We start from the raw sequence: 13,188 nt of genomic DNA, 5'->3' as shown, positions 1-13,188 counted from the left end.
AAATAAATACTTGAAACTTCAAGTATTCGGGGTTAGCATAATCAACAACATCAAGAGCAATAACTATCATCAATAAAGAAGACCGCCAGTCACACACAACCAACTGCCAGGTGTGATCCAGAATGGTCTGCATCCCATAGAGAGGAGTCATACATGAGTCGTTCAGCTTTTATTCGTTGCCCGCTGTCATTGTCCGTCGCTATTGCCGCCGCAGTGACCGGCTCTGTGCCGAGCGCCCCGGTCAACGCCGCAGAGTTTGCTCTAGAGGAGGTGGTGGTTACCGCCCGCAAGCGGGAGGAAAGCCTGCAGGAAACACCCATCTCGGTTATGGCATTTGGGGGCGATTCCCTGGAGCAACAAAACGTCTCCAACATCACCGCCATGGACGTAAAAATGCCGAACGTGGCCATTGGCGGCTCCGGTGGCTTGGGCGGCAGTAATGCGGCATTCTACGTGCGCGGTATCGGCACCTCCCGCAACGCGGTCAACCAGGAGTCGGCGGTAGCGCTCTATGTTGACGACGGCTATTACGGCCGCAGCGATGGTGCACTGCTTAGCGTTATGGACGTAGAGAAGATCGAAGTTTCCCGTGGCCCCCAGGGCACCTTATTTGGTCGCAGTGCGACTGCCGGTGCCATTCGCTACATCACCGCCAAACCCTCCGACGAGCTGGAAGGCAAGGTACAGGCAACGCTGGGTAGCGAAAACCGTCGCGATCTTAAAGGCATGGTCAACATCCCGCTCAGTGACGAGGTGGCGCTGCGCCTGGTGGGCGCGACGCTGAATCAGGACGGCCATGTGGAAAGCGCTTACGACTCCACAGACTATGGCGATGTGAACAGTGATCTGGTACGTGCCTATCTGCGGTGGGATGCCTCCGAGAATGTGGAAGTGTTGCTCTCTGCCGATTACACCACCATGGACACCAATGGTGGTGCCAGTATTTTGCTGGGCGTAAATCCCAATGCACCGTTTGTTGTGGGCGAAGCTGCCGCAGGTTTTGATGCAACCACCTTGCCCACCGGTGACTACGATACCTCTTATCAAACTGCAAGGAACTTCAACAAAACCGATAATACCGGAACCAATCTGACCATCAATTGGGACCTGACTGAAGACATCGCTCTGAAAGCTGCGACATCTTATCGCGACATTGATGTAGAGGGCGCCTACGACACCGACGGCACCCACGCCTCGTTGTTTGAGCAGGAGTATGAGCGGGACATCACCATGTTTTCTCAAGAGTTTAACCTATCGGGAGTTTCTCTGGACGGCAAACTCAGTTGGGTAACGGGCCTGTTCTACTACGACGAGAAGGCCTCCGACGTTCGTCTTGTGCCCACCACCGTTAACTCCCGTGATCGCAGTAATACCCGCATCGTAGACCCCATCGAAGTCCAGAGCTGGGCCGTGTTCGGGCAGGGTACTTACGATCTTAACGACGCCTGGTCCGTTACGCTGGGGCTGCGTTATACCGAAGACGAAAAAGAAATCAGCGCAAACGAGCTCAATGCCGATGGCGCGGAAAAAGTGGAGACGGTCAATCGCAGCCAGACCTGGGATGCCATCACCGGTCGCCTTAGCCTGGAATGGCAGGTACAGGAAGATATCTTCCTGTTTTCCTCCTTTGCACGCGGATTCCGTTCCGGCGGTTTTAACGACCGCATACGCACCAATCTGCCCGACAACCACTTTGGTATCACCGAGTTTGATGAAGAAATCCTCGACATGGTCGAGATCGGTGTTCGCAGCGAACTGTTGGACCGCCGCCTGCGTCTCAATGCCACAGCGTTCTTCGGCGAATACACCGATATGCAACTGGGCAGCATCATTCCCGGCACCAATCGTACCGTCGTGCAGAATGCCGGCGAGTCCGAAATCAAAGGCATTGAAGCCGAGTTGATGTTCGCACTCACCGAAACCCTCACCATCGACGCGACCTTTGGTTATCTCGATACCGAGTACGTTCAATTGGACGATGTGGTTACAGCAATGACTACGGACAGCGACTTTCCGCGTGCGCCCGAGCTTTCATTTTCCATCGGACTGGAGGCGGATTTCGATACGCTGATTGCGCGCTTGGACTACGGCTGGAAGGACGACTTCCGCACGGTTGAGGCTGATAACGACTACGTGATTCAGGACGCCTACGGTTTGCTGAACCTCAACCTGACCTATCAGCCGGACAACGCTGACTGGAGCCTGAGCGTGTTTGGAACCAACCTGACGGACGAAGAATACCTGGTCAGTGGCCTCAACCTGGACGCCGGTAAACCACTGGGTGTGATTCAGGGCGAGCCCGGCCGCTTCCGCGAGTTTGGCGTTAAACTGGACTACCAGTTCTGAATGGGCTGAACGGCAATGGATTCCTATTCCAGCAAAAATCCCGCCCGGGAGAACCTTGCCCAGGCTACCACCTCTGAGTGGGCCCGCCTGGGCCAGAAACTGGGGCCGGGTTTATTGTTCGCAGCCAGTTCGGTCGGTACCTCTCATCTGGTGCAATCCACACGAGCGGGTGCGGACTACGGGTTGGCCATGGCAGGTCTGATTCTTACGGCCTGCCTGGTTAAATATCCCGCCTTCCGTTTTGGTTCCGACTACGCCGTCGCCACTGGCCAGACCCTGATTGACAGCTATTTTCGTCAAGGGCGCTGGGCGGTGGTGATCTACGGCATCGAAGTAATGGTCACCATGTTTATCGCCACAGCTGCGGTGGGGTTGGTGACCTCAGGGTTGGTCAACAATGTACTGTCACTGGATTTACCGGCGACAGCTCTAACTGCAGTTCTGTTGGGGCTCTGCGCTGCAGTGTTAATCAGCGGGCGCTACCAGGTTTTCGAGAAACTCACCAAAGGATTGGTCGCCCTGTTTATGCTGTTGATACTGGTGGCAGTGGCCCTGTCCGCCCCCGATCTGGAATCCGGCAGCCTCAATCCGGCGCCCATTTTCAGCGGCGAGAAACACACGCTGCTGTTTATGATTGCTCTGGCCGGTTGGATGCCGACAGCCGTGGGGGCATCAGTGTTTCAGTCCCTGTGGGTCTGCGCCAAGTCTAAGGCGTTGGGCCGCCCGCTCACCAAAGCAGAAGCCCGTTTCGATTTTAATCTGGGTTACGGCGTAACCGTGGTGCTGGCGATGTGCTTTCTGATTATGGGTACCGTGCTGATGTACCAACCCCAGATTGTGGTATCCGACAGCTCCACTGGCTTTGCCGCCCAACTGATTGGTTTGTTCACCCAATCGATTGGCGCCTTCGCCTATCCGATTATCGCCGTAGTGGCCGTCGCCGTGATGTTATCAACACTGTTAACGTTGATAGACGCCTGCCCGCGAGCACTGGGTGCTTTGGCAACCCAAGGCGGGGGCAATTGTGAAGACAACCGCTACTACACCCCATTGGTGGTGATCCAGTGTTGTGGCGCCATGGCTGTACTGCTGTTCTTTATGAGCTCCTTTAAAACCTTTATCGATCTTGCCACCAGCGTCGCATTTCTAACGGCGCCGCTGTTGGCCTTTTTAAATCACCGTGCGGTCTTCTCTAACGAGGTGGCTGAAGAGCATCGCCCCGGCGTGGCGATGAAAACCTGGAGCCAGGTGGGCATCGTTCTGATGGGCATGTTCGGGCTCTACTATCTTCATTTCATGGTGATGGGTTAAACATGACTTACGAAAGAAAACCGTTATGACTTCCAAGCTCGATCAATGTTACAACATCGACGACCTGCGTCTGCTGGCCAAAAAGCGCCTGCCGCGAGCCATGTACGACTATATCGCTGGCTTCGCCGAAGATGGCGTCTGTGGTGAACGCAATCGCTCTGCCTTCTATCACTACGAGTTTGTACCACGCATGTTGCGGGACGTCAGTGATGTAGATACGAGCACAACAGTGCTGGGTGAGTCTATCGACTTTCCGGTTATCCTTGCGCCCACTGCATTATCGCGGCTCTTCCATCATCAGGGTGAATGGGCCGTGGCAGCTGCAGCCAGTAAGATGAACACCATCTACTCATTGTCGACGCTATCAAGTGTTAGCATCGAGAAGGTGACTGAGTTTGAGGGCCCCAAGTGGTTCCAGATCTATGTCTACAAAGATCGCTCGCTGGTGAAAGAATTTATCGACCGTGCTCGCACAGCGGGTTATAGGGCACTTTGCTTGACTGTCGACGCGGCGGTCTCCGGTAATCGGGAGCAGGACCTGCGTAACGGTTTTACGGTGCCACCCCAACCCAGTTTTAAAACCGTCGTGGAAACCCTGACCCATCCCCAATGGTTATGGCACCACTTTACCTCGCCCACGGTTACCACCGCCAACGTCAGCGGTGAGCGCATGGCGGGTAAAAACGACACCAACTCGTTCCTCTCCTACGTTAACCAACAGCTGACGCCCACAGTGACTTGGAGCGACGTGGAATGGATGCGCTCTCAATGGGACGGCCCACTGGTGATCAAGGGTTTAATGAGCGTGGAAGATGCCCGCATGGCCGCTCGCATGGGCGCAGATGGCATTGTTCTTTCCAATCACGGTGGCCGCCAGCTGGACCACGCCGCCGCCACACTGGATCTGTTGCCGCAAATGGTGGATCAAGTCGGTGCTCAATTGGAGATTATTATCGACAGTGGTATTCGTCGCGGTACCGATGTTGCCAAAGCCCTGGCGTTGGGTGCCAAGGCTTGTATGGTCGGTCGCCCTTATCTCTACGGGCTTAGCGCGGGCGGTGAGGCGGGGGTGCTGAGAGCACTGCAACTGTTTCAACAGGAATTCCATCGCACCCTGCAATTGTTGGGTTGCCCTTCGGTAGCAGAACTGGACAGCAGCTATCTGCGAATGGCAAAACAAGGTGTAGATTTCGAAACGGGATCTGCCGTGCAACAACCAACATCGTTGCAAGTAGTGTAAGGGTGAAGTAATGGCGATAACAATCGATGTGTTAAATCAACTGCTGAATCCAGCGACCGTTCGAAGCGGAGATGAGATCGGCGAACACCACCACGGTGACTGGAGTGGCGTTTCCCCCTGTGCGCCACAGGCGCTGCTAAGGCCATCCTCCACTGAGGAGCTGTGCAGCATTCTGCAACTTTGTCACCAACACGATCAACCGGTGGTTATACAAGGTGGTCTGACGGGCTTATCCGGCGGAGCTACGCCCCAAACCGGTGAAGTGGCAATCTCGCTCGAACGCCTGGTAGGAATTGAAGAGCTCGATACCGAATCCATGACACTTACCGCTCTGGCCGGCACACCGCTGCAAACACTGCAAGAGGCCGCCCGCGACGCAGGCTTTTACCTGCCCCTTGATCTCGGTGCCCGCGGCAGCTGCACCATCGGCGGCAACGTCGCCACCAATGCCGGTGGCACCCAGGTGATTCGCTACGGCATGACCCGCGAGCTGGTCTTGGGTGTGGAGGCAGTACTGGCCGATGGCACCGTCATTTCCTCGCTGAACAAAATGCTAAAGAACAACTCAGGCTTTGACCTCAAGCACCTGTTTATCGGCAGCGAAGGAGCACTCGGCGTTGTCACCAAAGTAGTGTTGCGGTTATACCCGCACAACTGCAATACCCGCACGGCATTGGTGGCCTTGCCTGATTACGCCAGCGCCACCTCATTGCTACGCTATTGCGGCAGCGGTTTGAATGGCGGCATGAACTCCTTCGAACTGATGTGGGCCAACTATTTCGATACCGTTGTGGACAGCGTTGAACACTTGCAGAGTCCGTTTGCAGAGCAACATCCTCTCTATGCGCTGATCGAATACCAAGACAATGACCGAGATAACTCGCGGGAAATATTTGAACAGGCACTGTACGAGGCCATCGAAGCGGAGCTGGTCACAGACGCCGTCATCGCCCAGTCACTCAAGGAGGCAGAGACGTTCTGGAACATTCGCGATGGCATTGCCGATTTACTGCCGCTGCTGGGGCCGGTCGCCAATTTGGATATCAGTTTACCGATCGCACAGATTCCAGATTTTTTGCAACGCACGGAGAGCGAGCTTCGCCAAACCCATCCGCAACTGACGCTGTTGGTGTTTGGCCATATCGGCGACAGTAATCTGCACGTGTGTGCAGGCACGGGCAGGGCAGAGGACAAAGATTGGATCAGCCAAAAAGTACTAAGCCTTACGGGCGAGTTTTCAGGTTCCATTTCCGCAGAGCACGGCATAGGCGTATTGAAAAAGCCCTATTTGGGTTATTGCAGAACAGAGCAGGAGATAGCGCTTATGAAAACGCTAAAGCTGGCGCTCGACCCCAAACAAATTTTGAATCCGGGGCGAGTAATATGAGCAACATTGAGTTTTCACTGAGGACCATTGGGTGGAATAGCGAAGCGTAATTCACCCAATGCCGAGCGACGAAGCTTCAGGAATAAAAAGTACTACTATTGTGAGCCGAAATAATGAGCGAATTTGAAACACTACTTACCAGACGCAAACTCCTGCAATTGGCAGCCGCCTCCACATCCCTGGCCATGCTGCCGGCGTGCGCAGAACTGACATCATCCGCTTCAGAGTCTCAAGACACCTGGAACCAAGGCGAGCTCGCCCACTTGATCCCATTGGTCAACCACGAACAGCTACTCATAAAGACCTCATTTGTTCGCGCACAAGATGTCACCCCTTACCTCAGTATCGATGGCCGTAAGGTCGCCGGTCGCCCCAGCGACACCCTGGGGCGTTTCTGGCAATTCCACGCTGCGGGTCTGCAAGCGGGCAGACAATACGAACTACAGTTGCAAGACAGAACCGGCAAAGCGCTTACCGATCCCTGGCCGCTGAAAACCTTTCCACATCCCGACGCTACACCGGACCAACTCCGCATCCTCGCTTACACCTGCGCCGGTGGCAACGAAGCACTGCGTATGGACAACGGCACACCGTTTTTTCTGCCGATGGCAGCCCGCCATCGTTTGCTGCAAAGGGGAATGGACTTTAACCCGGATGTGGTTATCTCCAATGGCGACCATATCTACTGGGATCAACGCACCGTTCACAACAAACCCGATGCCTTTAAAACCCCCTGGCTGGAACTGTTCAAAGAATATGGCTCCCTGGACCCGAAATTGCCCATGCTGGGTTCCCCTAACGAGGAAATACTGACTCGCATCGTCGACCCCCAAATCGCCTATTTATACGGCGTTCGGTTTCGTTCAACGCCAGTGTTTATGTTGACCGACGACCACGACATGTTTGAAAATGACGAAGCCAACGACGACTTTATTACGCTGCCGCCCGACCAACATATGCTGGCTTCGGCTCGCACAACCCAATATCTCTACTACCCGGAATTTCTGCCCGACGCCAACCGACCACAATCATTATCCGGTTGCAACAGTCCGGATCGCAGTGCCGGCCTGTCAGAAGTTTATGGTACCTTGCGTTACGGCAAACTGCTCGAAGCATTGATGTATGACACCAAACGCTACTGCAGCATCGATGGAGAAAGCGCCTTCGTCTTTCCGCCCAACACCGAACAGTGGCTCGCGGATCGCACCGCGACGGAAGACACCCGGCATTTGCTCCATATTCCCTCGACACCTATCGGATGGTCCGCCGGTAAATGGGGCGAGTGGTACCCGGATATTCGTCAGAGTGATGGCTCATTGGGGCAAGAGAAACCAAAGCCCTATTGGCCACGAGGCTGGTGGTCGCAACACCAGCGCATTTTAAAAATGTTACAAGCTCAGAAAAAGCGTACACCGGTGATCGCATCAGGTGATCTCCACGCGCTTTCCTACGGCCAAATTGCCCGCAGCGGTGAGCTGGATTTTGGCGATAACCCGATTCACAGTTTCTGCGTCGGCCCGCTCGGAAGCTCCGGGCCGGGATTTCCCACGCAGTATCGCGGCATAGGTGCCCAGGTGCCGTCGGATCTCGATGTCAAGGAGCTCCTAAAACCATTGGAGAACAATGGCTTTTCCCTCATTGATGTTACTGCCGATAAACTGGTATTCGATATGTTTAACTGGCTCCCGCCCCAACCCGTGGAAGATATAGACCAACTGCAGCCGTCCTACAGTTTTGAGGTTAAACGCCTTGGTTAGAATAATAGGTTGCTCCGAAGAACTCGAGGCAATAATTTGCACGGAAAGATGTTTAACTTATTGAAGTTCCAGCTGTTCATATTGAAGATCGAACTTTTCTATTTGAGCGTTAATTACAGCAAGCATTGGGAGGGATCGGGCGGGCCGTAAAGTGCCATAACCGGTCTTAGAAATTCGCAGGATTGGTACTCTGACGGCGTTGTTTATGCGTAGGGCGGATTAGGCGCTTGCGCCGTAATCCGCCGGTTCTGCCGGAGATGTTCGTTGGCTTCGGCCCGGTTTTTAACACCCTTGAATGTGCCTGCAACAGGTGATTTGTACACGGCCGCCGCCAATTTAAACCTTCGGCGGATCGGTGGATTACGAAGCGCAAAGCGCTTCTAATCCACCCTACCTCGTGCGGCCGTTGCGGACATCATCGAAGGCCCATGGTGCCCTGAACCAGGATTATGAACTTCCGGTTATGGCACTTTACCGCCATAGTCTAAATCCAAACAACCCACAAATGTTGCTGAAGATCCAAATAAAAATGAACAGGCTCTCCTCGCCTCCAGAGCTTCCCTGGTTACGGCAGAATGCTCATGGGCCTCAGTCTATCAGCGCTTTATGTAACCTTTTGATATCAAGCCGGTCTCGGTTTATAGCGACACCTTACTAAAAACAGGGTTATCCAAAAAATTTCAGACCCGCACATTTTAATATGAGCGCGGCTTGCTATGCTGAAATATTATATAGGACTGAAGGTTGATCTGATCTCCTGACGCAAGGAGAACATCCGTTGCTTGGTGCTGAAAACAGCAGAGCATTTCTCGCATCCTTATTGATCTCCTTAGCGGGATTAGGGATCACTGTTGTCTTATCACTATCCCACTACCGTCAAGAATCCACGTTGACAAGCAGCCGTTTCGATCGACACGCAATGGTTTATGCCAATGCGGTCAAAAGAGAGTTTGAGTTGAGTGAACACGTGGTGGAGGACCTGGCGGCCTTGTTTCAATCCTCTGATCAAGTGACCAGAGAGCAGTTTCGAACCTTCAGTGATACCAAACTCAGACATCATCGTGGTATCCAGGCCTTGGAGTGGGTTCCCAAGGTAACCGCCGCAACGCGCAACGACTTCGAACAGCGAGCAAGACAAAGCTTCCCGGAGTTCGAATTTACCGATCGTGATGAAGCGGGTAACGTATTCACCGCCAGAGAACAGGATATCCTTTTCCCGGTGTATTACGTGGAGCCCTATCTCGGTAACGAGAAAGCACTTGGGCTTTCACCCTCAGCGGTACCCTTCCGCGAACAGGCCATCAAACGCGCCGTAGTTTCCGGAAAATCCGTCTCCAGCAGTCGTATACACCTGATCCAGGATCATAGCAAACAATCGGGGTTACTGGTATTTCACCCTGTTTTCGATTCACAAGATCTGGCGGCCTCCTATGAGGAAAGGCTGCCTGGATTAAGAGGGTTAACGCTGGGCGTATTCCGAGTCAATGATCTGGTACAAACGGCGCTTGATAACCAACAGAGGTTGCCGCTGAATATCCTGTTGCGTGATAAAGATGTCTCTAACGCGGAGAGCTTCCTTTACTATCATAGCAGCGATGGCAACCACGCCTATCAAGAGGCTCCCCCGGTTGATAATCCCTCGCGGCTTTATCAATCGGAATTCTCGCTCATGCAGAGGCGCTGGCAAGTGGAAGTCACCCCCCAGCGTTCGGCATATTCGGTGAGTTTACTGACGGTGGCTCCGACTGTGACCATCGGCGTTTTGGCAACACTGCTGCTGGCACTGTCTTTTTATCGCTGGCGGGTGAACCAGCTGGCTAAAGAGAGAAATCTGGCCCACTCCGTACTGCAAAAGGAAAATACCATCAAATCCACGGAGGAGACCCTGCTAAGGTACAATGAGGCCCTCTCTGAACTTGCGCGCAATACACATTTGTCGACCACCAGTCTGACGAAATCCCTGGAGGTAATTACGGAAACTGCTGCCAGGTCAATGGATGTGGAGAGAGTCAGCGCCTGGTTTCAATCAGACGACCGTCAACTGATTCGATGTGTCGAGTTGTTTGAACTTGGATTGGGGAAACACTCCAGAGGCACAGAACTTCGCTCTGAGGACTACCCCAATTACTTCGACGCGCTCGCAGAGGAAAAAACCATCGTCGCCGATGACGCTCGAACCGATCCCCGTACCAACGACTTTGACCACAGTTATCTTCGCCCTCAGGGCATCACCTCCATGCTGGACATACCGATTCGTCACAAAGGGAAAGTGGTGGGTGTGGTTTGCCATGAGCATGTCGGCCCGATTCGAAAGTGGACTTCAGAAGAGGTACATTTTGCCACCTCCGTCGCCAACTTTGTGTCCCTGGCCATGGAGTCAATCGAAAGGCGACAGGCCGAGCTCAATTTACAACAGACCAGCGAGCGCCTGGCACTGATCAACGGTATCGCCAGCAGCATCAAAGCCGGAATGTCCACTCAAGAAGTGATCATGATTACCTTATCCAGACTGTTTAAAAAGTTCCCGGAATTTCGAGCCTCTTATGCCACCATCTCCACCCGGGGGGTGCTCAAGGTCGCCGTCTGTTTTACGCCGGACGCCATGCCAAGCATAGAGGGTCAGGAAGCAGACCTGACCATAGCGCCGGACTATTTAAATCAGCTGCAAAGACAACAAGCACTGGTCGTCCAGGATGTATCGATTGACCCCCGCTTCGATTCACTGCAAGAAAGTATGCAGCTAGGTAATACCGCTGCCGTACTGGATGTACCACTACTGCACTCCGAAGGGTTGGTGGGGTTGATTTGCTTGGACAGCCATGCGCCGCACCATTGGAAGGAACACGAAATTCTGGCAACTCGCGAGGTGGCCGAATATCTCGAACTGGCCATCAGGGAGGCCCTGGGGCACGAGGCCCGGCAAGCCGCCGAAGCCGCCCTAGAGCAACAAAAAGCCAATCTGGAAAACCTGGTCAATGAACGTACCGCTCAGCTGGAGCACAAAGCCAATTTCGAGATGATCGTGGCCAGCTTTTCCACAAAATTTATCAATCTGCCAATTGAAGATTTTGATATTGGAATTTACGACGCTCTTAAATCCGTGGGTGAATATTGCGGTGCAGAGCGTTGCAACTTTGTGGAGGTGCTTGAAGACGAACGCTCCTTTATTAAGAATCACGAATGGCTGAGCGATGGCGTCGAGCCGGTTGTGCCCAAGCGCGAAGTGTTTCAAGTGTCAGAATTTCCATGGATTCTCGGGCAGGCTAAAAAGAAGAACCTGATTTACTACCCCGACATAAAGAACCTGCCAGCAGAAGCCAACGAAGACCGACGAAAACTGGAGCGATTGCAAACAAAGTCCATCGCGATTGTTCCCGTCAACTACGGCATGAAGTTACACGCCGTTTTGGGCTTGTCCACCGCTAATCATTACAAGGATTGGAGTAATGATGACTTGGCACTGTTTCAGCTGTTTGGCAACATGTTGGTTAATGCGATCGAGCGAAGAAAATATGAAGAGGCTCTGAAACGCTCGGAAAAACTCCTGCTCAAGTCCAACAAAAAGTTAAAGGACCTGGCGACCATGGACGCACTCACGGGTGTTGCCAATCGGCGCTTTTTTGATTTGCGAATTCATTCGGAATTTCGGCGATCCAAACGGGAACATTTTCCGATAACGGTTATCTTTATCGACATCGATCACTTCAAGCATTATAACGATGCCTTTGGCCACGCCGAAGGCGACGAATACCTGAAACGGGTTGCACAACGGATAGGTACTTTTTTTAAACGCGCCAACGAACTCTTCGCCCGCTACGGTGGCGAAGAGTTCGTTGCGACGATTTCAAATCTGAAAGCGGAGCCGGCACAAATTTTGGCGGAACATATTCGCGAATCGGTTGAAGACCTCGCTATCCCGTCTCCCAAGGGCGTTTCGCTCCCGCATCTTACCGTCAGCTGCGGAGTGGCAACCCTGCAGCCGGAAATCAACGACACGCCAGATCAGCTTTTAAAAGCCGCCGATCAGGCACTCTACGAGGCGAAAGCCTCCGGACGAAACTGCGTGAGAGCGGCCCCCGACTAACTCGCAGCGTGCATGGTTTTATGCATTGAGGGAGTCAGACCATAACGGGTCTGAAACGCCTTGCGAAAGGCTGCCTCGGAGCGAAATCCCACATCGCCCGCCACGGCCTTAATCGCCCGGCCACCTTCGAGTAGCTGTTTGGCACGCTCTAATCGCTGCACCTCTAAATACTTCGCCGGCGTTACGCCCACAGCCGCAGTAAACTTGCGATGAAAACTGCGCTCAGACAAACCCGCCCGCGCCGCCATATCCTCCACCCGAATACTTGCGTGCAACTGGCTGTCGAGCCAGCTCAGTAGCTCATTAAATTCTCGACCCTGGTTTAACTGCGTCTGCAAAAGCCCACTAAACTGCGATTGATTCCCCGGTCGGTGGGTATACACCACCAGCCCTCGGGCGACATCTCCCATCACCTTATTGCCCAAGTCCTGGCGTACCATCGCCAGGCTCATATCAATACCGGTGGTTACTCCGGCCGATGTCCACAGGCGGTCATCACGCACATACAGGGCATCGGCATTCAACTGAATATTCGGAAACATTTCCTCCAAAATTTGGCAGGCCGCCCAATGGCTGGTGGCAGGACGGTGGTCCAGTAGCCCCGTCGCCGCCAGCACAAACGTACCGGAACATACTGACCCCCAACGCTCTGCATGTTTGGCCGCACTGCGCATCAATCCCTGGTGCTGCGGATGCTCCATGGCCGCGGGCAGGAACTCCCGGTTGGCGCCGGTAACCAACACCGTATCCCGCTTGGTGACCCGCATCCCCTGAATAGGCTGGCTGGCCACCTCCACCCCGGAATCGCTGCGGACCAGGCCACCTTCGGCGGAAACCACGCGGATGTCATAGTGGGGCTGAGCAATTCGGTCATTGGTATTGCCAAACACAGACACAGGCCCGGAAAGATCCAGCAATTCAAAACCGGGGTAGACCAACAGGATAATGCGCCTCTGAACGTTGTTAACTGGCATGAAAGTAAACCGGGTAAATTGGTGGTTGGCAGAATTTAGTCGCTTATTGTCATTTCTGCAAGTGCGGTCAGAGACTAAGCTGTGCTTAT

The 13,188-nt window shown here is 53.7% G+C and carries 7 protein-coding genes; 6 read left to right on the top strand and 1 reads right to left on the bottom strand.

Annotated features, from left to right (window positions below; genetic code table 11):
* Positions 1 to 153: 153 nt before the first annotated feature.
* The 6 genes from HBA55_RS28730 to HBA55_RS28705 all read left to right on the top strand — a co-directional run bounded on the left by HBA55_RS28730 (position 154) and on the right by HBA55_RS28705 (position 12,125).
* A complete protein-coding gene (locus HBA55_RS28730) occupies positions 154 to 2,346 on the top strand; it encodes a TonB-dependent receptor (protein ID WP_166998614.1) in 2,193 nt (730 codons plus the stop codon).
* A gap of 15 nt (positions 2,347 to 2,361) precedes the next feature.
* A complete protein-coding gene (locus tag HBA55_RS28725) occupies positions 2,362 to 3,657 on the top strand; it encodes an Nramp family divalent metal transporter (RefSeq protein ID WP_166998612.1) in 1,296 nt (431 codons plus the stop codon).
* A gap of 25 nt (positions 3,658 to 3,682) precedes the next feature.
* Positions 3,683 to 4,897 (top strand): alpha-hydroxy acid oxidase, encoded by a 1,215-nt coding sequence (locus HBA55_RS28720; protein WP_166998610.1) that lies wholly within the window; start codon positions 3,683 to 3,685, stop codon positions 4,895 to 4,897.
* Positions 4,898 to 4,907: 10 nt separating this feature from the next.
* Positions 4,908 to 6,284, top strand: coding sequence for an FAD-binding oxidoreductase (locus HBA55_RS28715; RefSeq protein WP_166998608.1), 1,377 nt, complete (start codon positions 4,908 to 4,910; stop codon positions 6,282 to 6,284).
* A 113-nt stretch (positions 6,285 to 6,397) separates the two neighbouring features.
* The gene (locus HBA55_RS28710; RefSeq protein ID WP_166998606.1) at positions 6,398 to 8,041 is read left to right on the top strand and encodes a metallophosphoesterase family protein; all 1,644 of its coding nucleotides are present in this window, start codon (positions 6,398 to 6,400) and stop codon (positions 8,039 to 8,041) included.
* Between the two features lie 889 nt (positions 8,042 to 8,930).
* Positions 8,931 to 12,125 carry a diguanylate cyclase domain-containing protein gene (locus HBA55_RS28705; RefSeq protein ID WP_166998604.1) on the top strand — a complete coding sequence of 1,065 codons (3,195 nt, stop codon included), beginning with the start codon at positions 8,931 to 8,933 and terminating at the stop codon, positions 12,123 to 12,125.
* Here HBA55_RS28705 and HBA55_RS28700 read toward each other — a convergent pair.
* The gene (locus tag HBA55_RS28700) at positions 12,122 to 13,099 is read right to left on the bottom strand and encodes a GlxA family transcriptional regulator (protein WP_166998596.1); all 978 of its coding nucleotides are present in this window, start codon (positions 13,097 to 13,099) and stop codon (positions 12,122 to 12,124) included. The two genes, HBA55_RS28705 and HBA55_RS28700, sit on opposite strands and share 4 nt — an antisense overlap.
* Positions 13,100 to 13,188 lie beyond the last annotated feature (89 nt).

This window comes from Pseudomaricurvus alkylphenolicus, from assembly GCF_011683955.1.
GTDB classification, from domain to species: Bacteria; Pseudomonadota; Gammaproteobacteria; order Pseudomonadales; family Cellvibrionaceae; genus Pseudomaricurvus; species Pseudomaricurvus alkylphenolicus.
This window is presented reverse-complemented; position numbering and strand designations above follow the sequence as displayed.

Coding starts and splice junctions, on each gene's coding strand:
- HBA55_RS28720 (WP_166998610.1), top strand. CDS start 3,683: ATGACTTCCAAGCTCGATCAATGTTACAACATCGACGACCTGCGTCTG.
- HBA55_RS28700 (WP_166998596.1), bottom strand. CDS start 13,099: ATGCCAGTTAACAACGTTCAGAGGCGCATTATCCTGTTGGTCTACCCC.
- HBA55_RS28725 (WP_166998612.1), top strand. CDS start 2,362: ATGGATTCCTATTCCAGCAAAAATCCCGCCCGGGAGAACCTTGCCCAG.
- HBA55_RS28730 (WP_166998614.1), top strand. CDS start 154: ATGAGTCGTTCAGCTTTTATTCGTTGCCCGCTGTCATTGTCCGTCGCT.
- HBA55_RS28715 (WP_166998608.1), top strand. CDS start 4,908: ATGGCGATAACAATCGATGTGTTAAATCAACTGCTGAATCCAGCGACC.
- HBA55_RS28710 (WP_166998606.1), top strand. CDS start 6,398: ATGAGCGAATTTGAAACACTACTTACCAGACGCAAACTCCTGCAATTG.